Annotated in this window: 22 protein-coding genes; 17 read left to right on the forward strand and 5 right to left on the reverse strand. The window is 63.4% G+C overall.

Annotated elements, in window-relative coordinates; all coding sequences use genetic code 11:
- Window position 1: 1 nt before the first annotated feature.
- The 9 genes from proB to WA950_RS22590 all read left to right on the forward strand — a co-directional run bounded on the left by proB (window position 2) and on the right by WA950_RS22590 (window position 8973).
- On the forward strand, window positions 2-1174 hold the full coding sequence (gene proB, locus WA950_RS22550) for a glutamate 5-kinase (protein WP_424553984.1): 1173 nt from the start codon (window positions 2-4) through the stop codon (window positions 1172-1174).
- Window positions 1167-2444, forward strand: coding sequence for a glutamate-5-semialdehyde dehydrogenase (locus tag WA950_RS22555; RefSeq protein WP_424553985.1), 1278 nt, complete (start codon window positions 1167-1169; stop codon window positions 2442-2444). Before proB ends, WA950_RS22555 begins: the two co-directional genes overlap by 8 nt.
- Before the next feature lie 40 nt (window positions 2445-2484).
- The gene (locus WA950_RS22560) at window positions 2485-3093 is read left to right on the forward strand and encodes a nicotinate-nucleotide adenylyltransferase (RefSeq protein WP_424554091.1); all 609 of its coding nucleotides are present in this window, start codon (window positions 2485-2487) and stop codon (window positions 3091-3093) included.
- An 81-nt stretch (window positions 3094-3174) separates the two neighbouring features.
- Window positions 3175-3606, forward strand: a complete 432-nt coding sequence (gene rsfS, locus WA950_RS22565) for a ribosome silencing factor (RefSeq protein WP_424553986.1) — start codon at window positions 3175-3177, stop codon at window positions 3604-3606.
- Window positions 3607-3738: 132 nt separating this feature from the next.
- A complete protein-coding gene (gene rlmH, locus WA950_RS22570; RefSeq protein ID WP_424553987.1) occupies window positions 3739-4221 on the forward strand; it encodes a 23S rRNA (pseudouridine(1915)-N(3))-methyltransferase RlmH in 483 nt (160 codons plus the stop codon).
- Between the two features lie 238 nt (window positions 4222-4459).
- On the forward strand, window positions 4460-5848 hold the full coding sequence (locus tag WA950_RS22575) for a murein hydrolase activator EnvC family protein (RefSeq protein ID WP_424554092.1): 1389 nt from the start codon (window positions 4460-4462) through the stop codon (window positions 5846-5848).
- Window positions 5838-7160 (forward strand): S41 family peptidase, encoded by a 1323-nt coding sequence (locus WA950_RS22580; protein WP_424553988.1) that lies wholly within the window; start codon window positions 5838-5840, stop codon window positions 7158-7160. The genes WA950_RS22575 and WA950_RS22580 overlap by 11 nt, the downstream gene beginning before the upstream one ends.
- A gap of 73 nt (window positions 7161-7233) precedes the next feature.
- Window positions 7234-8436 carry a divergent polysaccharide deacetylase family protein gene (locus WA950_RS22585; protein WP_424553989.1) on the forward strand — a complete coding sequence of 401 codons (1203 nt, stop codon included), beginning with the start codon at window positions 7234-7236 and terminating at the stop codon, window positions 8434-8436.
- 9 nt (window positions 8437-8445) lie between these two features.
- Complete coding sequence (locus WA950_RS22590; protein WP_424553990.1) at window positions 8446-8973, forward strand: RNA pyrophosphohydrolase; 528 nt, start codon at window positions 8446-8448, stop codon at window positions 8971-8973.
- Between the two features lie 55 nt (window positions 8974-9028).
- Here the strand turns inward: WA950_RS22590 and bfr are convergent, their stop codons facing one another.
- Window positions 9029-9514 (reverse strand): bacterioferritin, encoded by a 486-nt coding sequence (gene bfr, locus WA950_RS22595; protein WP_424553991.1) that lies wholly within the window; start codon window positions 9512-9514, stop codon window positions 9029-9031.
- Window positions 9480-9833 (reverse strand): (2Fe-2S)-binding protein, encoded by a 354-nt coding sequence (locus WA950_RS22600; RefSeq protein ID WP_424554093.1) that lies wholly within the window; start codon window positions 9831-9833, stop codon window positions 9480-9482. The genes bfr and WA950_RS22600 overlap by 35 nt, the downstream gene beginning before the upstream one ends.
- 349 nt (window positions 9834-10182) lie before the next feature.
- Here WA950_RS22600 and WA950_RS22605 point away from each other — a divergent pair, with 349 nt between their 5' ends.
- Window positions 10183-10617, forward strand: coding sequence for a metallopeptidase family protein (locus WA950_RS22605; RefSeq protein WP_424553992.1), 435 nt, complete (start codon window positions 10183-10185; stop codon window positions 10615-10617).
- A gap of 22 nt (window positions 10618-10639) precedes the next feature.
- Here the strand turns inward: WA950_RS22605 and WA950_RS22610 are convergent, their stop codons facing one another.
- Window positions 10640-10846: a DUF1737 domain-containing protein gene (locus WA950_RS22610; RefSeq protein WP_424553993.1), complete on the reverse strand. Its 207-nt coding sequence runs from the start codon at window positions 10844-10846 to the stop codon at window positions 10640-10642.
- Window positions 10843-11754 carry an HpcH/HpaI aldolase/citrate lyase family protein gene (locus tag WA950_RS22615; RefSeq protein WP_424553994.1) on the reverse strand — a complete coding sequence of 304 codons (912 nt, stop codon included), beginning with the start codon at window positions 11752-11754 and terminating at the stop codon, window positions 10843-10845. Before WA950_RS22615 ends, WA950_RS22610 begins: the two co-directional genes overlap by 4 nt.
- Before the next feature lie 106 nt (window positions 11755-11860).
- On the opposite strand from WA950_RS22615, the gene WA950_RS22620 reads away from it, so the two are divergent.
- The 5 genes from WA950_RS22620 to WA950_RS22640 all read left to right on the forward strand — a co-directional run bounded on the left by WA950_RS22620 (window position 11861) and on the right by WA950_RS22640 (window position 15345).
- The gene (locus tag WA950_RS22620) at window positions 11861-12118 is read left to right on the forward strand and encodes a hypothetical protein (protein ID WP_424553995.1); all 258 of its coding nucleotides are present in this window, start codon (window positions 11861-11863) and stop codon (window positions 12116-12118) included.
- 154 nt (window positions 12119-12272) lie between these two features.
- On the forward strand, window positions 12273-12878 hold the full coding sequence (leuD, locus tag WA950_RS22625) for a 3-isopropylmalate dehydratase small subunit (protein ID WP_424553996.1): 606 nt from the start codon (window positions 12273-12275) through the stop codon (window positions 12876-12878).
- 4 nt (window positions 12879-12882) lie between these two features.
- On the forward strand, window positions 12883-13263 hold the full coding sequence (locus tag WA950_RS22630; RefSeq protein ID WP_424553997.1) for a RidA family protein: 381 nt from the start codon (window positions 12883-12885) through the stop codon (window positions 13261-13263).
- A 151-nt stretch (window positions 13264-13414) separates the two neighbouring features.
- A complete protein-coding gene (gene leuB, locus WA950_RS22635; protein ID WP_424553998.1) occupies window positions 13415-14524 on the forward strand; it encodes a 3-isopropylmalate dehydrogenase in 1110 nt (369 codons plus the stop codon).
- 122 nt (window positions 14525-14646) lie between these two features.
- Entirely contained in the window at window positions 14647-15345 is a 699-nt protein-coding gene (locus WA950_RS22640) for a phosphatase PAP2 family protein (protein ID WP_424553999.1), read from the forward strand.
- Window positions 15346-15402: 57 nt separating this feature from the next.
- On the opposite strand, the gene WA950_RS22645 is transcribed toward WA950_RS22640, so the two are convergent.
- Window positions 15403-17292 carry an MFS transporter gene (locus WA950_RS22645; protein WP_424554000.1) on the reverse strand — a complete coding sequence of 630 codons (1890 nt, stop codon included), beginning with the start codon at window positions 17290-17292 and terminating at the stop codon, window positions 15403-15405.
- Window positions 17293-17779: 487 nt separating this feature from the next.
- Between WA950_RS22645 and WA950_RS22650 the strand changes: the two genes are divergently transcribed.
- Together WA950_RS22650 and WA950_RS22655 are read left to right on the forward strand one after the other, a co-directional pair.
- Window positions 17780-18814, forward strand: a complete 1035-nt coding sequence (locus tag WA950_RS22650) for an aspartate-semialdehyde dehydrogenase (protein ID WP_424554001.1) — start codon at window positions 17780-17782, stop codon at window positions 18812-18814.
- 218 nt (window positions 18815-19032) lie between these two features.
- Window positions 19033-19854 (forward strand): lytic murein transglycosylase, encoded by an 822-nt coding sequence (locus WA950_RS22655; protein ID WP_424554002.1) that lies wholly within the window; start codon window positions 19033-19035, stop codon window positions 19852-19854.
- Window positions 19855-19858: the final 4 nt, after the last annotated feature.

Genomic DNA, 19858 nt, shown 5'->3' on the forward strand with positions numbered 1-19858 from the left:
GATGACGAAGCACCGCAAACCGCTCGGAAAGTACCGCCGGATTGTGATCAAGATCGGCTCGGCCCTGCTGGTCGATCGCGCGACGGGCCTGAAGAAAGCATGGCTCGATGCCATGTGCGCCGACATCGCGGCGCTGAGGGCCGGCGGCACGGAAGTGCTCGTCGTGTCCTCCGGCGCCATCGCGCTCGGCCGCTCCGTGCTGAAGGTGCCGTCGGGCGCGCTGAAGCTTGAGGAAAGCCAGGCGGCGGCGGCCGTCGGGCAGATCACGCTTGCCCGCGCCTGGTCGGAGAGCCTGTCGGGCGACGGCATCGTCGCCGGCCAGATTCTCCTGACGCTCGGCGATACCGAAGAGCGCCGCCGCTATCTCAACGCCCGCGCCACGATCAACCAGCTGCTGAAGCTGGGCGCCGTACCTATCATCAACGAGAACGATACGGTCGCGACCACCGAGATCCGCTACGGTGACAACGACCGGCTGGCCGCCCGCGTGGCGACGATGACCGGCGCCGACCTGCTCGTGCTGCTCTCCGATATCGACGGTCTTTATACGGCCCCGCCGCATCTCGATCCCGCCGCCCGCTTCCTCGACACGGTCGACGCCATCACGCCGGAGATCGAGGCGATGGCCGGCGGGGCGGCTTCGGAACTGTCGCGCGGCGGCATGCGCACCAAGATCGATGCCGGCAAGATCGCGACGGGCGCTGGCTGCGCCATGATCATCGCCTCCGGCAAGGTCGACCATCCGCTGCGCGCCATCGAAGAGGGCGCCCGCTCCTCCTGGTTCGCGCCATCGGGTTCGCCCGTGACCGCGCGCAAAACCTGGATTGCCGGACAACTGCAGCCGGCCGGCCGGCTCGAAATCGACGCCGGGGCGGAAACGGCGCTCACATCCGGCAAAAGCCTGCTGCCCGCCGGCATGCGCGGCGTCTGGGGTTCGTTTTCCCGCGGCGACACCGTCTCGATCTACGGCACGAACGGCCGCGAGATCGCCCGCGGGCTCGCCGGCTACGATGCGGACGAGGCCCGGCTGATCGTCGGCAAGAAGTCGGCGGATATCGCCGCCATCCTCGGCTATGCCGGCCGCGCCGCTATGGTGCACCGGGACGACCTCGTGGTGACAGGGCTTGCCGTGCCCGTTGCCGCCGAGACGGAAAAGGACGTGAGCCATGCTTGATCAGGTCAGAACCGATATCGACAGCCTCATGGCCGAAATCGGCCGCAATGCCCGTGCCGCCGCCCGGCCGCTCGCCATTGCCACCGCCGAACAGAAGAACCGCGCGCTCGGCGCCATGGCGGCCGAAATCTCGGCAAACCGCGACGCCATTCTCGCTGCCAACGCCATCGATCTTGCCAATGCGAAGGAAAGTGGCGTCGCCGCCTCCTTCATCGATCGGCTGACGCTGACGGCCGAGCGCATCGAAGGCATTGCCGCCGCAATCCGCGATATCGCGGGCCTCAAGGACCCGGTCGGCGATGTCATTGCCGAATGGGACCGGCCGAACGGCCTGCATATCGAACGCGTGCGCACGCCGCTCGGCGTCATCGGCGTGATCTACGAGAGCCGCCCTAACGTGACGGCAGATGCCGGCGCGCTGTGCCTGAAGGCCGGCAATGCCGTGATCCTGCGCGGCGGGTCGGACAGCGCGAATTCATCGCAGGCTATCCATTCCTGCCTCGTCGCCGGCCTCAAGGCGGCGAGCCTGCCGGAACACGCGATTCAGTATGTGCCGGTGACGGACCGCGCCGCCGTCGGCGCCATGCTCTCCGGCCTTGGCGGCACCATCGACGTCATCGTGCCGCGCGGCGGCAAGAGCCTTGTCGCCCGCGTGCAGAGCGAGGCGCGCGTGCCGGTCTTCGCCCATCTCGAGGGCCTTTGCCACATCTATGTCGACAGGTCCGCCGACCTTGAAATGGCCAGGAAGATCGTCGTCAACGCCAAGATGCGCCGAACCGGCATCTGCGGCGCGATGGAAACCCTGCTGATCGACCGCGCCGTGGCCGATACGCATCTGGCTCCGCTCGTCGAGGCGCTCCTTGCCGCCGGCTGCGAAGTGCGCGCGACGGACGAGATTCGCGCCCGCATACCGGGCCTCACTGCAGCGAGCGAAGCGGACTGGTCGACAGAATATCTCGACGCCATCCTTTCGGTCACGCTGGTCGATGGCATTTCCGGCGCGATCGACCATATCAACCGCTGGTCCTCAGCCCATACGGAAGCCGTCGTCGCCGAGGACCCTGATGTTGTCGAGCGCTTCTTCACCGAAATCGATTCGGCGATCCTGCTGCACAATGCCTCCACGCAATTCGCCGATGGCGGCGAATTCGGCATGGGAGGCGAGATCGGCATCGCGACGGGCAAGATGCATGCGCGCGGCCCTGTCGGCGTCGAACAGCTCACCTCGTTCAAATACCGGGTGCGCGGCGCCGGACAGGTGCGGCCCTGAGGTGACGGCAGCGGACGGGATCGCGGAACGCTATCTGAGGATGCCCCATGTCGAAAAAGGCATGGCGGTCGGCCTGTTCGGCGGTTCCTTCAATCCGCCGCACCAGGGTCATGCGCTCGTTGCCGAAATCGCCCTGCGCCGGCTTGGCCTCGACCAGCTCTGGTGGATGGTGACGCCCGGCAATCCGCTGAAGAGCCACCGGGAGCTGGCCCCGCTGGCAGACCGCATCCGGCTCAGCGAGACGCTTGCGCCGGGCCCACGCGTCAAGGTCACCGCCTTCGAAAAACGGCTCGGCCAGAGCTATACGGCCAAGACGCTGGAGCGCGTCCAGGCGCTGAACCGCGGGGTCCACTTCGTCTGGATCATGGGGGCCGACAATCTGGGCAGCTTCCATAAATGGCAGAACTGGCAGAAGATCACCTGCACGTTCCCCATCGCCGTCATCGACCGACCGGGCTCGACGCTCTCCTATCTCTCCTCGCGCATGGCGAAAACCTTCGACTATGCGCGCGTCGACGAGGAGCATGCCATGTCCCTGCCAGGCCGGCCGGCGCCGGCCTGGACCTTCATCCACGGGCCGCGTTCGCCGCTCAGTTCCACGGCCTTGCGCACCGGCGCAGCCCTAGAGAAAACCATCCTTGAGAAGTGACGTCTTGAAACCGGTGCCCATCGGTGCCTACATTTGGTAGGTACCGGCGCGTTCAGCCGGTACGGGACGTGCTGTTTTGTTATGCGGAAAGGAACGAACCTGACAACAATGCACGCTAAGGGAAACGTCGTCGGCGTTTCCTCCAAGAGCACGGGACGGGGCGATGATGCCGCCGACCGGGCCCTTCAACTGGTCCTCGCAAGCCTCGAGGACTCAAAGGCAGAAGATATCGTCACTATCGACATTGCCGGGAAATCGGCGCTGGGCGACTACATGGTGGTCGTGTCCGGACGCTCGAACCGTCATGTCATGGCGATTGCCGATCACCTCATCTCCGATATGAAGGACGAAGGCCTGGGCAATGCCCGCGTCGAAGGCCTCGAAGCGGGCGACTGGGTGCTGATCGACACGGGCGATATCATCATCCACGTGTTCCGGCCGGAAATCCGGGAGTTCTACAACATCGAACGGATGTGGGCAGCTCCCGAGATCGAGGACGGCACCGTACACTAGCAATTCCAGCAGGGCGCGACGCGGTTTTGCGCCCGGAATTGCGCTGGATGCCTATACATAGCGCCGGGCACCTGTCCGGCGAGGGAAGGGAGCGCGGCGCAAGCGTTCCCGAAACGGACAGGATTTCAGGCGATGCGGGTTGGACTTTTCGCGGTTGGACGGCTGAAGGCCGGCCCTGAGAAGGATCTTGCGGCCCGCTATCTGGATCGCTTCGCGAAGGCTGGTCCCGCCATCGGCCTCGAACTCGGCAAGCTTGCGGAAGTGGGCGAAAGCCGCGCCGGCAATGCCGAGACGCGCAAGCGCGAGGAAGCGGCGATGCTGGAAAAGGCGCTGCCCGACGGCGCCGTGCTGATCCTGCTCGACGAACGCGGCAAATCGCTCGATTCGCCCGGCTTTGCCGATCTGATCGCGGGCTTTCGCGACGGCGGCAAGCGTGACCTGATGATAGCCATCGGCGGCGCCGACGGGCTCGACCCCGCGCTCTACGAGCGCGCCAATGCCACGCTCTGCCTCGGAAAGCTCACCTGGCCGCACCAGCTCGTGCGCATCCTCCTGGCCGAACAGCTTTATCGCGCGGTCACGATCCTCTCCGGCCATCCCTATCATCGCAGCTAGAGCAATCCGGCAAAAGTGCGCAGCATTCTCGCTTTTCGAGGAAAAGCGGAAACGCTCCAGGCGTCACCGCCGCGCAAGGCTGATGGCGCAGGATCGCGGAGGCCGTATTTTTGGCGCTGTTTGCTGGGCAACTGATTTCTTGGAGAAATCGCCAAATCAGCATAGAGCGGACGGAACGGACGTTCGGGGAACGATGAGGAAGACCGGCACAGCCAAACCGCGTGATGGTGTCAGCCGCCTGCTGCGGCCGGCCTTGCTCCCGGCTGCCCTGTTGTCGCTGGTGCTGCTGTCCCACCCTCTTGCCGCCGAGCCGGACGAGGCCGCCGTCACGCTGGAAAAGACCGGCTCGCTGCCGAGGGCCGAGCCCGACCCGGCTGCCGCCCTTGCGCTTCGCCGCGACAGCACGCGCCGGGAACTGGAAACGCTTTCCCAGTCGATCACCGTATCCGACGAGAAGACGAAGCAGCTTGAGGCCGAGATCGCCAGTCTCGAGAAGACGCGGCAGAACCTGCGCGAGGAAATCGTCAAGTCGGCCACCCTTCGTAAGGAGATGGAAGAAAAGATCCTGGCCGGTGAAAAGCGGCTGGAAGGCATGCGCGAGGAGGAAGCGGGCGTGCGCGCCTCTCTGTACGAGCGCCGCGGCCTTCTGGCCGAAGTTCTGGCCGCCCTTCAGCGCATGGGCCGGAACCCGCCCCCGGCCCTGCTGGTGACGCCGGAAGATGCGCTTTCCTCCGTGCGCAGCGCCATCCTGCTCGGCGCCGTCGTGCCGGGCATCCGCAAGGAAACGGACGGGCTTGTCGACGATCTCGCCTCCCTCATGTCGATCAAGAGCGATATCGACCGGGAAAGGACCGAACTGACCGACGTCATGCAGGTGCGCATCGACGAGGAGAAGCGCTCCGAACTGCTGATTGCCCAGAACGAGGCGCTTGCGCAGACGAACAGCCGCACGCTTGCGGCCGAGCGCCGCCGTGCGGAGGAACTTGCCGGCCGTGCGACCAGCCTCGAGGGCCTGATCGGCAGCCTCGAGCGCGAGATCGGCTCGGTGCGCGACGCCGCCGCGCTCGCCCGCGCCAAGGAAGAGGAGCGGCGGGGCCAGAGCGAGGCCGAGCGGGAGAAGGCGAGGGCGCTTGCCCGCGATTCGATGCCCGACAAAAACCGCATTGCTCCGGCATATGAATTTCAGGAGCTGCAGGCAAAACTCGACTTACCCGTGGCGGGCGACGTCCTGCGCCAGTTCGGCGAAGCGGACGGCACCGGCCATGATTCGCAAGGGCTGACGCTCGCGGCCAATCCGGGCGCGCTCGTGACGGCCCCGTCGGATGGATGGATCGTCTTTGCCGGAACGTTCCGCAGCTACGGGCGCATGATCATCCTGAATGCAGGGGAGGGCTACCATCTCGTCCTTGCCGGCATGGACAAGGTGAGCGTGCGCGAGGGGCAGTTTGTCGTGGCGGGAGAACCACTCGCCGTGATGGGTGAAAAAAGGGTCGCGAGTGTCAACGCTTTGACGCTGGAAACAGACAAGCCGACACTTTACATTGAATTCCGAAAGAACGGAAAACCGGTTGATTCCCGGCCGTGGTGGTCCGCAAAAAATTCTGGAAAGGCACGCAATGATACGTAGGGCTTCACTTGTTATTGTCGGTGCACTCATGGGTGCCACGGCCATGAGCGTCATCAACACGGTAACGTTGCCTGCCGAAGCCGCCGGCTCGTCGACCTATCGCGAACTTTCCATCTTCGGCGACGTCTTCGAGCGCGTGCGCGCGCAATATGTGACGCCGCCGAAGGAAGACCAGCTCATCGAAAACGCCATCAACGGCATGCTCACCTCCCTCGACCCGCATTCCTCCTACATGAATGCGAAGGACGCCGAGGACATGCGCACCCAGACGCGCGGTGAGTTCGGCGGCCTCGGCATCGAGGTCACGATGGAAGACGAACTCGTCAAGGTCATCGCCCCGATCGACGATACGCCGGCCTCCCGTGCAGGCGTACTTGCCGGAGACTTCATTTCAAAGATCGATGGCGCCGAGGTCCGCGGCCTGAAGCTCGAGGAAGCCGTCGAGAAGATGCGCGGCGCGGTCAACACCCCGATCAAGCTGACGCTGATCCGCAAGGGCGCCGACAAGCCGATCGAGCTGACCATCATGCGCGACATCATCGCGGTCAAGGCGGTCAAGTCCCGCGTCGAGGGCGATGTCGGCTATGTGCGCGTCATCTCCTTCACGGAGAAGACCTATGACGATCTGGAAGCCGCCATCACCAAGATCAAGGAAGAGGTTCCTGCCGACAAGCTGAAGGGCTACGTGCTCGACCTGCGCCTCAATCCGGGTGGCCTGCTCGACCAGGCGATCAATGTTTCCGACGCCTTCCTGGAGCGCGGCGAAGTCGTTTCGACCCGCGGCCGCAACGAGGACGAGACCCGTCGCTTCAACGCGACGCCCGGCGACATCACCGACGGCAAGCCGGTCGTCGTCATGGTCAATGGTGGTTCGGCTTCGGCTTCGGAAATCGTCGCCGGCGCGCTGCAGGACCTGCGCCGCGCCACCGTGCTCGGCACGCGGTCCTTCGGCAAGGGCTCGGTCCAGACCATCATTCCGATGGGTGACGCGGGCGCGCTACGCCTGACCACCGCGCTCTACTACACCCCCTCCGGCAAATCGATCCAGGGCACCGGCATCACCCCGGACATCACGGTCGAACAGCCGCTGCCGGCCGAATTGCAGGGCAAGCTGGAATCCGCCGGCGAATCGAACCTGCGCGGCCACATCCAGGGCCAGAGCGAAACGGAATCCGGTTCGGGCTCGTCCGCCTATGTCCCGCCGGAAGCCAAGGACGACCTGCAGCTTCAATACGCGCTGGAACTGCTGCGCGGCGAGAAGACCGACCCGTCCTTCCCGGCCAATCCGGAAAAGGCCGAGCTGAAGAAGTAAACCGCCTGCACAGGGCCCGTGATCGCACGGGCCCTGTTTGCCTCCCGCACCTTCCGGCCAGCACGGACTGACCTTGGGCACAGACATTCACGCACCTCTCGGCCAGGACCGCAAGGCAAGGCCAGGACCGTCGGGACCGTCACGGTTTTCCGCCGGCAATGTCGTGTTCGCTGTCGCGATTGCCGGCCTTCTCGGCCTTTCCGGTTGGACCGCCACCGCGCCGAGCGGTCTGCGCACCGGGCCGCTTGCCGTTCCCGCTGAAGAAGCCTCATCCCGGACGCCGGCCGGCGACAGGACCGGCCAGAAGACCGCGGAGGCCAAGGACGGCGTGCGCCGCGCGAACGGGCTTTCCGGCGCCCGCGTCGATGAAACGCTGACCGACAACGGCAGTGTCGTGCGCAAATATTCGCCCGGAACGCGCGACGGCACCGGCCCGCTCCTCATCGAGGCGAACCGGATCGGGCAGGATTCCCGCACGGCGGCATTCCCGAACGAGGATCTGCTGGAAGTGACGTCGGACGGCAAGATCCCGGTCATCGGCCTCGATGGCACGCGGCCGATGGATCAATATGCCCGTCCCTGGTCCGGCGCGCGCGGCACACGCATCGCCATCGTCGTCGGCGGCCTCGGCCTCAGCCAGACGGGCACGCAGCGCGCGATCCGCGAACTGCCCGGCGAAGTGACGCTGGCCTTTGCCGCCAGCGGCAACAGCCTGCCGCGCTGGATGCAGGAGGCGCGCCGCGAAGGCCATGAAATCCTGCTGCAGATGCCGCTGGAGCCCTTCGACTACCCGCAGAACGATCCCGGCCCCTACACATTGCGCACCGATCTCGGCGACGCGCAGAACCTTGCCGAACTGCACCGCGCCATGGCGAAGATCACCAACTATACCGGTATCGTGACCTTCATGGGCGGCCGCTTCCTGTCCGATGCCGATGCGCTGGAGCCGGTCATTCGCGACATCGCCAGCCGCGGCCTGCTGTTCCTCGATGACGCCAGCACGGCCCAGTCGCTCTCCGGCACCCTTGCCGGAGCGATCGAGGCACCGCATGCCTTCGCCGACCTTCAGCTCGACGCCAACCTTTCGCAAGAAGCGGTGCTGAAGAAACTCGACGAGCTGGAGCGCATCGCGCGGCGCAACGGCACGGCGATCGGCATCGCCTCGGCCTTCGACGAAAGTGTGGACGCGATCAGAAAATGGTGCGAGGAAGCAGCCAGCCGAGGCATCGAGATCGTCGGCGTCGCGTCACTCGCAGCCGTTCCCGCCAAGCAATAGGAATTTTCGATGGGCAAGGAAAAGGACAAGGTGGTTCGGGCCGAGGACCTGCCGTATCGCCCCTGTGTCGGCATCATGGTGCTGAATGCGCAGGGCAAGGTCTGGGCCGGCCGGCGGATTCCCGTCGGCAATTCCGAATATGACGGCTCGCCGCAGCTCTGGCAGATGCCGCAAGGCGGCATCGACAAAAACGAGGATCCGCTGGAAGCGGCCTGGCGCGAACTCTACGAGGAAACCGGCATCAAAAGCGCCTCGCTGCTCGCCGACGCCGGCCGCTGGATCAATTACGACCTGCCACCGCATCTCATCGGCATCGGCCTCAAGGGAAAGTATCGCGGCCAGACGCAGCGCTGGTTCGCCTTCCGCTTCGAGGGCGAGGAGAGCGAGATCGCCATCAACCCGCCGCCGGGCGGCCACGAGGCAGAATTCGACGCCTGGGAATGGAAGGCGATGCGCGACCTGCCGGATCTGATCGTGCCTTTCAAGCGCAAGGTCTACGAGGAAGTGGTCGAGGCCTTCGCGCATCTGACGCCCTGACAAACAAAAATCCCCGGCAAGCCGGGGATTTTCGCATTCTGGATAGGTAGAAGCCTTACTCGGCTTCGTTGGCCGGCGATGCGTTGAGCTGGCCGTATTTTTCCTCGCCAAGCTTGTCGAGAAGCTCAAGCTGCGTCTCGAGGAAGTCGATATGGCCTTCCTCGTCGATCAGCAGCTCTTCGAACAGCTTCATGGTGACGTAGTCACCGGCATCATGACAGATGTCGCGCGACTTCTTGTAGGCAGCGCGGGCGTCGTATTCGCCGGCAAGGTCGGCTTCCAGCACTTCCTTGACGTTCTGACCGATGCGCAGCGGTGCGACGGTCTGGAGGTTCGGGTGGCCTTCGAGGAAGATGATGCGGGCGACGAGCTTGTCGGCATGTTGCATCTCTTCGATCGATTCGGCGCGCTCCTTCTTGGCGAGAAGCGTGTAACCCCAGTCCTCCAGAAGGCGGTAATGCAGCCAGTACTGATTGACAGCACCCAGCTCGAGATAGAGCGCTTCGTTAAGCTGCTCGATGACTTTTTTGTCGCCTTTCAAGGTCCGCTCTCCTGTTTTCTTCGTGGAATTGTTTGAGGCGGGTCATGAAATCAAATATCTCGTCGTCCGTCGAGTCACGGCGGGCGTGGTACTGCTCGGTCGTACGGATGATGATGTCCACCACATTGGGGAAACAGCCGCAGCAACGGCCGCGCTTCTGCATCGCGTGATAGACCTTCGCAGGCACGATGAGCTGCCAACAGTCCTCGTCGAGGAGGCTGTTGATCACGTCAACGATTTCCTTGTCGGTAATGAAGTTGCAGCTGCACACCAGCATTTCGTCTTGCCTGCCATACGCAAAGTACTGAGTTTCCGGGATTAAGCAAAAGAGGACATTCACTGTCAAGAATGAACAGGTCAGCCATGTTGACTCAATAATTTAGACCCGTTCTAATCTTGATTAAAAATGTCGTATTTTCATGAGGTTATAGTTGAAGCGCGAGCCGGAATCCGTTTGGGGCTGTGTCAAACTGACCGATCACGTTTTGTTGCAAAACTCCCTTCGAGGCCGGGTTGGTTCCCGGGCACCCTCTTCCTCATCGGGATCAGGGCCATCGAATCGTCTCGTGCGGCCCTTACCCCCCGCACCTCGTGCAGGCAGGCAGGCATGCAAATTCAACTCTCGAAAATTGCTGGAAATCGTCTATATGACGGTCAAAGGAGAGCCTATGGCCCGCATTGACCATACAGACGATTGGCGGACGCGCCACGCCCCGACCATCAGCACGTTCGAATCCCTGGCGCTGGAGGCCTATGGCCACCTGCCGGCAGAGTTCCGTGCGCTGACGGGCAACCTGATTATCGAGATTTCCGAGTTCCCGAGCGATGATGTCTTCGAGGACATGGCACTGGAAACGCCCTTCGACCTGCTCGGACTGTTCGAGGGCCGCGGCATCAGCGAGCGCTTCACCGTCGAGACCGGCGAAATGGCGAACCGCATCACCCTCTACCGCCGACCCATTCTCGACTACTGGGCGGAGAACGAGGAAACCCTCGGCGACATCGTCAGTCACGTCCTCATTCACGAGATCGGCCATCATTTCGGCCTGTCGGACGACGACATGGAGCGCATCGAGGCGAGCGCCGAGATCGCGGCGGGCTGACCCGCCGCGCCTGTTTTCGAGCCTATTGTTCGGAAAGCTTGATATCCGGCGTGTATTCCTTGCCCGGAACATCCTTCACGACCGCCTGGCCGCACTGCATGATTCCGGCTTCGGCATTGTAGGCATAGCTCGGCGAGCCGTGCAGCTCCCAGCCCTTGTTCAGCGCCAGCGTCACCTTGTGGCAGAACGAGGCATCGTCAGGGGCGGTCAGGAAACGGTAGACTTTCATGCTTTCTTCTTTCGCTCGTTGATCAGGTCAGCCTTGGCGAGGAGACGCCCGGCCTGTTCGGCATGGAGTTTTTCGACCATGCGGCCAGCAAGATTGACGACGGCCTTGCCGGCATTTTCCGGCGCGGCGAAAGCGGCGACGATCGCGAGCGCCTCGGCCCCCTCGGCTTCCGTCACGCCATAGGCCGCGTTGGCGGCGGCGATCTGTGCCGGATGGATCAGCATCTTGCCGTCGAATCCCATATGGCGGCCCTGCCGGCACTCGGCCTCAAGCCCGTCCGTATCGGAAAAATCGTTGAAGACGGCGTCGATGACATCGAGCCCGGCGGCGCGCGCCGCCACCACGACCTGCAGCAGCAGGGGCACGAGGAAGGGGCGGCCGGGAATGTCGGCGATGCCGGTTTCCTTGCGCAGATCGTTGAGGCCGACGACGAAGCAGTCGAGCCGGCCGCCATGGGTGCGGCCCGTCTCGGCGAGCGGGGCAACGTTGAGAAGGCCAGCCGCCGTTTCGATCATTGCCCAGAGCCGCAGGCCGTCGTCAGTGCCCGCCTCCGAAAACCAATCGGCGACAGTGAGCACGTCCTGCGGCTCGCAGACCTTCGGCAGCAATACCGCATCCGGCATGCAGTCGAGCACCGCCTCGAGGTCGAGCACGCCGTCCGGTCCGTCGATCGGGTTGATGCGGATGACATGCTCGCAGCCAGACGACCGGTCGAGCGTCTTGAAATGTTCGATGAGGGCAGCCCGCGCCTCCGCCTTCTTTTCGGGCAGGACGGAATCTTCCAGGTCGAAGATGATCGCATCGCAATCGAGCAGGGCGGATTTGGCGAGCGCCCGGGCATTTGCGGCAGGAACGCTCAGCACCGAGCGGCGCAGGCGAAGCGGATGATGGTGCGGTGTCCTGTTCATCCATCCCTTGTGCCGCTCTTTGACGCAGCCCGCAAGCACTACGAAGTTCGGCCTTGCAATGGACAAAATCGCCCCCCACATTGTTGTTCACAGAAAGGGCAAATCAATGCAGCGCATCCGCTCTATCGTCTTTACCGTCTTCACCATGCTGATCGCAGGCGCGACCTTCCTCTTCGCCGCCTCCATCGGTCTTGCCATCGCCGGCATCGTCGCCGTGCTGATGCTCGGCAGCATGCTTGCCGGCAAGCTCCAGCCGAGCCCGATCCGGGCAACGGCGCGCGCGCGCAACGACCGCACGCCCCCCGGCCAGCAGCGCGAACCGCGCATCTGGAACGACGGGCGCGGCACGATCATCGACCTCTAGGTCTAATTCCTTCCAGGAAGGAACACCGGGCGCGCGCAGCGCCCGGCTTTTGCGTTCTCCGGCCCGCTTTCGTGAAGATTCTCCTTCAAATTCCGGGGAAACTGATCTAAACGCTTGGCCGAACCGATAGCACCGTATTTCGAGGGTCCTCGCCATGGAAAAGTTCGTCAAGCTGACCGGCGTCGCCGCGCCGCTTCCCGTTGTCAACATCGACACGGACATGATCATTCCGAAGGACTACCTGAAGACGATCAAGCGCACGGGTCTCGGCAAGGGCCTCTTCGCCGAAGCCCGTTTTCATGATGACGGCAGCGTCAACGAAGACTTCGTGCTGAACAAGCCCGCCTACCAGAACGCCTCGATCCTCGTTGCCGGCGACAATTTCGGCTGCGGCTCCTCGCGCGAGCACGCCCCGTGGGCGCTGCTCGATTTCGGCATCCGCTGCGTCATTTCCACCAGCTTTGCGGACATCTTCTACAACAACTGCTTCAAGAACGGCATCCTGCCGATCGTCGTCAGCCAGGAAGACCTGGACAAGCTGATGGACGACGCCAGCCGCGGCTCCAATGCCGTCCTGACCGTCGACCTGGAAGCCCAGGAAATCACCGGTCCCGATGGCGGCCGCATCGGCTTCGAGATCGACGCCTTCCGCCGCCACTGCCTGCTCAACGGCCTCGACGATATCGGCCTGACGCTGGAAAAGGCGGCTTCGATCGACAGCTTCGAGAAGACCAACGCGTCTTCGCGTCCCTGGGCGTAAATTCGTGCGCCGGCTGATCTCGTCCGGCTCTCCCTTCGAAACGACGGCGGGCTATTCGCGCGCCGTCGTCCAGGGCGACTGGTGCTTCGTTTCCGGCACGACCGGTTACGACTATGCCACCATGACCATGCCCGAAAGCGTCGAAGCGCAGACGCGCAACTGCCTCGCCACCATCGGCAAGGTTCTGCAAGACGCAGGCTTTTCCTTCGCCGATGCCGTGCGCTGCCACTACTACGTGACCGAAGCAGCCTTTGCCGACCGCGTCTTCCCGATCCTCGGCGAAACGTTCGGCTCGATCCGCCCCGCCGCCACCATGATCGTCTGCGACCTCATCCGCCCGGAAATGCTGATCGAGATCGAGGTTACGGCACTGCGCCGCTCCTAGGACGGTTTCAGCGGGAACCAGACAGGGCGCAGCGAACCGGTGAAGCCGCCGCGACGCAAAATTCTTTCTTCCCGGCGATTTTCCTTGAACGGAAGTTGCGCTAAGAAGCGCCCAACCCTTCCGTGACACTTGGTACATCAAGGAAAATTCCATGACAGTGCGCAACCTTCTTCTCCTGCCCGGCGACGGCATCGGCCCGGAAGCCATGGCGGAAGTCCGCAAGATCATCGCCTATATGAACGCCGAGCTCGGCGCCGGCTTTGAAACCGACGAAGGCCTCGTCGGCGGTTCGGCCTATGACGCCCATGGCGCGGCCATCTCCGAAGGCGACATGGAAAAGGCGCTTGCGGCGGACGCCGTGCTGTTCGGCGCCGTCGGCGGCCCGAAGTGGGATGACGTTCCTTACGAGGTGCGCCCGGAAGCGGGCCTGCTGCGTCTGCGCAAGGACCTGAAGCTCTTTGCAAACCTGCGTCCGGCAATCTGCTACCCGGCGCTCGCAAACGCCTCGTCGCTCAAGGCCGAGCTCGTCGAAGGCCTCGACATCCTGATCGTGCGCGAATTGACGGGCGGCGTCTATTTCGGCGAGCCGAAGGAGATCGTCGATCTCGGCAACGGCCAGAAGCGCGGCATCGACACGCAGGTCTACGACACCTACGAGATCGAACGCATCGCTGGCGTCGCCTTCGAACTCGCCCGCACACGCGGCAACCGCGTCTGCTCGATGGAAAAGCGCAACGTCATGAAGTCCGGCGTGCTGTGGAACCAGGTCGTGACGGAAACGCACAAGCGCAGCTATTCCGACGTCGGGCTCGAGCACATGCTGGCGGATGCCGGCGGCATGCAGCTCGTTCGTGCGCCGAAGCAGTTCGACGTCATCGTGACGGACAACCTGTTCGGCGACATGCTCTCCGACGTCGCCGCCATGCTGACCGGCTCGCTCGGCATGCTGCCGTCCGCCTCGCTTGGCGCACCGGACGCCAAGGGCCAGCGCAAGGCGCTCTACGAGCCCGTGCACGGCTCGGCACCGGACATTGCCGGCAAGGGCATCGCCAATCCGATCGCCATGATCGCCTCCTTCGCCATGTGCCTGCGCTACTCGTTCAACATGGTCAAGGAAGCCGACAACCTAGAAAAGGCGATCGCCGACGTCCTCGACAGCGGCATCCGCACTGGCGACATCATGTCCGACGGCAGCCGCCAGGTCGGCACCACCGAGATGGGCGACGCGATCCTTGCCGCCTTCCGCAAGCTCTCCGCCTGACACAGGCGACGTGACTGAAAAGGCTCCCGGCGCAAGCGCTCCGGGAGCCTTTTTCGTTTCGGTCCCTTGAAATGCCGGCGCTCGCCAACACATGGGAAACACCGCGTTTTCGAAGGACGACCATGAACCGACCGCACGCCGCCTCCCTCTTCTGGATCCTCGCCGCCACCGTCCTGCTCGTCACGGCCCTCGTTCCATTCGACCCGGTGCTGTCGCAGCGCGCGCAAGGCCTGCCGGGCGCAATCGTCAGCTTCAACGCACGCATCACGGATTTCGGCACCTTCGCCTGGATGATCTACAGCTCCGGCCTCCTCATCATTGCCGCCTATATCGTCCAGCGGGTCAGCCGCAACGAGACGATGACGGGCCGTGCCGGAACGGCGCTACGATTGTCGCTCTACTTCTTCGTGACGATCGGTGCGACGAGTGCGCTCGTCCACCTGTTCAAACTGATCGTCGGCCGGGCAAGGCCCGCGCTTTTTGCCGAGCACGGCGCCTACAGCCTGACGCCCTTTGCCTATGACGATCTCTATTCCAGCTTTCCCTCCGGCCATTCGGCGGCCGTCGGCGCCTTTTTCGGCGCCTTCTCCATGCTGGCGCCGCGTCTGCGGCCGCTCTTCCTCGTCGGCGCGCTGATGATCGGCGTCTCGCGCGTCATTGTCGGGGCACATTATCCGAGCGACGTTGCCGCAGGCCTGCTGCTCGGCCTCTGGACGGCCGTTGCCCTGGCCTGTGTCTTTGCCCGAAAGGACTGGCTTTTCCGCCTCGACGCGCACGGCTGGCCACGGCCGAAATCCATGGCGCAGAACAAGCCACAATAAAACCCGGCCCGTGTTGCCACGAGCCGGGTCACCATGAACTCATCGGAAGGGGGATGATCAATCCATGGTGTTGATGTCGCGGTCCTTCGTTTCCGGCAGGAAGAGAATGCCGATGACGAGCGTGATGCCAGCGAAGACGATCGGGTACCAGAGACCGTAGTAGATATCGCCCTGGGCCGCGCTCATCGCGAAGGCCGTTGCCGGAAGCAGACCACCGAACCAGCCGTTGCCGATGTGATAGGGCAGCGACATGCCGGTGTAGCGGATACGGGTCGGGAAGAGTTCGACCAGCAGGGCCGCAATCGGGCCGTAGACCATCGTGACGTAGATCACGAGGACCGTCAGAACCGCGATGATCGTGGTCCAGTTCACGGCAGCCGGATCGGCGACCATGGTGAAGGCGCCGCCCTTGTCGACCGTGTAGACAGCCATGTCCGTGACGCCGGCGGCTTCATCGGCCGTCAGCAGCTTGGCCGTAACCAGGTCGGCAGACGGCATGGTCGCCTTCTCGCCGGCGCGAATAGCGGCGGCATCGAGCGCAAGTTCCGGATTGGCTGCAACGAAAGCGTCGAGCTTGCTGTCGGGAACCTTCGCGGCACCGCGAACCAGCGGATAACCGCCGTCGTGGAGGGCGATGTTGATACCCTTGCGGAAGGCCGCGTCAAGCCCCTTGGCCTGGTCGCCGGCGGCGATGGCGTCGTAGCTCGTGACCGTCTCATCGCCGATCTTCACCGTTGCAGCGGTTCCGGCCGGCGCCGTCGTGACGACGTCATAGGGTACGGAGTTCTGCGTAAGGAACGACGTGGCGATATCGCACGACGTGGTGAATTTCGCCGTGCCGGTCGGGTTGAACTGGAACTTGCAGTCGCCCGGAGCGGCGGTAACGGTCGCGCGGATCGTTGCCTGTGCCTGTGCCAGCGCCGGATTACCGGCCCAGGTCAAGGCCTTGAACAGCGGGAAGTAGGTGAGCATGGCGAGCAGCAGGCCGGCCATGATGATCGGCTTGCGGCCGATCTTGTCCGACAGCCAGCCGAAGAAGACGAAGAAGCCGGTGCCGAGAAGCAGCGCGATGGCGACCATGATGTTCGCCGACTGGCCATCGACCTTCAGCACGCCCGTCAGGAAGAACAGGGCGTAGAACTGGCCGGAATACCAGACGACGGCCTGGCCGACGACAGCGCCGAACAGGGCGAGCAATGCGATCTTGGCATTGCGCCACTGGCCGAAGGCTTCGGTCAGCGGGGCCTTGGAGCCCTTGCCCTCTTCCTTCATCTTCGCGAAGGCCGGCGATTCATTCATCTTCAAGCGGATCCAGACGGAAACGCCGAGCAGGAATGCCGAAAGCAGGAACGGAATGCGCCAGCCCCAGGCGGCGAAAGCTTCCTTGCCGAGCAGGAACTGCACCGCGAGGATGACCACCAGTGACATGAACAGGCCGAGCGTCGCCGTCGTCTGTATCCACGAGGTGAAGTAACCGCGACGGCCCTTCGGAGCGTGTTCCGCCACATAGGTCGCAGCACCGCCATACTCACCGCCGAGCGCCAGGCCCTGCAGCATGCGCAGCAGCACGAGGATGATCGGGGCAGCGATGCCGATGGTGGCGGCGCCGGGCAGGAGACCCACGAGGAAGGTCGAGAAGCCCATGATGAGAATGGTGACGAGGAAGGTGTACTTACGCCCGACAAGGTCACCCAGGCGGCCGAAGACCAGCGCGCCGAACGGGCGCACGAGGAAGCCCGCAGCGAAGGCGAGCAGCGCGAAGATATTGCGCGTCGTTTCCGGATACTGGCTGAAGAAGGTCGCGCCGATATAGATCGCCAGCGAACCGTAAAGATAGAAATCGTACCATTCGAAAACAGTGCCGAGCGAAGAGGCGAAGATCACCTTCTTCTGCTCGCTCGTCATGGGTGCCGCCTTGGCGTCGCCCACCGTCGAAACATTTGCCATTTGTTTGTCCTCCACAAAACGGCGTGTCGGGCAGCCCATGACAGTCCGGAGTTTCTCCCTAAAACGCCGGACGGGGTGCGCCTTGTGAAAGGATGGCAGAAAACGCTTTGTGACATCAGCGCTGCTTTGGGCTTATGTCTTTTGGCGTAAGACTTAGGTCGAAGGCGCCGGGCAGGGCCGAAACACCCGTTCTGCCACGGAACGCTTGACTCTTCGCGAGATGAGCGTATTCAGCACGCACGCAAGGGAACCGCCATGTATCGCTTTGGACTGTCCATCGCCCGCATGATCGCTCCGGCCTTCAACGCCGGACGGGTTTACCATGGCGTATCGATTTCCAAAACAACGGCCAAAACGACGACGAAAACCGTCTGACGTCTCTGGCCCACCGCTCTCTCCCCGGTATGGCCGGGGACCGAAACCCGCGTCGAGGCCGGCGGGTTTCCCCTCCTGACCCGCGGAGAGACAGAGAAAGAGAGCTTTAGATATGGGTTTCAAGATCGCAATCGCCGGCGCGACCGGCAATGTCGGCCGCGAGATGCTGAACATCCTGGCCGAACGCGGCTTCCCGGCCGATGAAGTCGTGGCGCTCGCATCCAGCCGCTCGATCGGCACCGAAGTGTCCTTCGGCGACAAGACGCTGAAGGTCCAGAACCTCGAAAACTACGATTTCTCCGACACCGACATCTGCCTGATGTCCGCCGGCGGCACGATTTCGCAAAAGTATTCGCCGAAGATCGGCGCGCAGGGCTGCGTCGTCATCGACAACTCCTCGGCCTGGCGCTACGACGCCGACGTTCCGCTGATCGTTCCGGAAGTGAACCCGGACGCCATCTCGCTGTTCAGCCGCAAGAACATCATCGCCAACCCGAATTGCTCGACCGCTCAGCTCGTCGTCGCGCTGAAGCCGCTGCATGACCGCGCCACGATCAAGCGCATCGTCGTCTCGACCTACCAGTCCGTCTCCGGCGCCGGCAAGGATGGCATGGACGAGCTCTTCAACCAGACCCGCGCCGTCTTCGTCGCTGATCCGATCGAATCGAAGCTGTTCACCAAGCGCATCGCCTTCAACGTCATTCCGCACATCGACAGCTTCATGGAAGACGGCTACACGAAGGAAGAGTGGAAGGTTCTGGCTGAGACCAAGAAGATGCTCGACCCCAAGATCAAGGTGACCTGCACGGCTGTTCGCGTGCCCGTCTTCATCGGTCACTCCGAATCGGTCAACATCGAGTTCGAAAAGGAAATCACGGCGGACGAAGCCCGCGAGATCCTGCGCGAGGCGCCGGGTTGCCAGGTCATCGACAAGCACGAGAACGGCGGCTACATCACCCCGTACGAATCGGCCGGTGAAGACGCCACCTACATCTCGCGCATCCGCGAGGACGCCACGGTCGAAAACGGCCTCAACATGTGGATCGTCTCCGACAACCTGCGCAAGGGCGCCGCGCTCAACACCATCCAGATCGCGGAACTGCTCGTCGCCCGGGGCCTGATCAAGGCGAAGAAGCAGGCCGCCTGAGCCGTAACGGCAAGAAGACAATCGGAACGTTTCCGCATTTTGATGAAAAGTGGCAACGTTCCGTTAACCGACTTTAAATAAAAGTCCCGATTGTTCCGTCTGAGAGCAATCGGGACTTCGCTTCGAACCGGAGCGGTTCACGGCGTGATGCGGTGACAGGAACAGGGGAGCATGCCATGCTCCCGCAGCGGAACACGATAAAGATTACGGGGTTTTTCATGGGCATGACAAAGAGCGTGGCCAAGGTGCTGGCCGCAATGATCGCCACGGCAGCGGTGCCGGCGGTGGCAGAAGCTGCCAAGTGCGGCAACGATGCGAGCGGCTTTCCGGCCTGGGTGGAAGCATTCAAGGATGAGGCGGCCGGCCGCGGCATCAGCCGCTCGACGCTGGACAAGGCTTTCGGCAATGTCAGCTATGCCCGCGCCACGATCCGCGCCGACCGCGGCCAGAAGAGCTTCAAGCTCTCGCTCGACCAGTTCATGCAGAAGCGTGGCGGCCAGGCGATCATCCGTCGCGGCAAGAGCCTGAAGCAACAGAATGCGGCCCTCTTCAAGCGCATCGAAAGCCGCTATGGCGTGCCGGCCGGTCCGCTTCTGGCGATCTGGGGCATGGAAACCGGCTTCGGCGGCTTCCTCGGCAAGGAACACACCGTTTCGGCCGTCGCAACGCTCGCCTATGACTGCCGTCGCTCGGAATTCTTCACCAATCAGCTCTATGCGGCGCTGCAGCTCGTACAGAACGGCACGCTCAGCACCTCGGCGCGCGGCGCGGCGCATGGCGAAATCGGCCAGACGCAGTTCCTGCCGGCAAACGTCCTGAAATACGGCGTCGACGGCGACGGCAACGGCCGCATCGATCTCGTCGGCTCGAAGGCCGATGCGCTCGCCTCTACCGCAAACTTCCTGCGCGGTCACGGCTGGAACGCCGGCGGCGGTTACCAGCCGGGCCAGGCCAATTTCGGCGCAATTCAGGGCTGGAACGCGGCCAGCGTCTACCAGCAGGCAATCGCCATCATCGGTGCGGAAATCGACGGCAATTGATCGC

This window comes from Shinella sp., assembly GCF_049651085.1.
GTDB lineage: Bacteria > Pseudomonadota > Alphaproteobacteria > Rhizobiales > Rhizobiaceae > Shinella.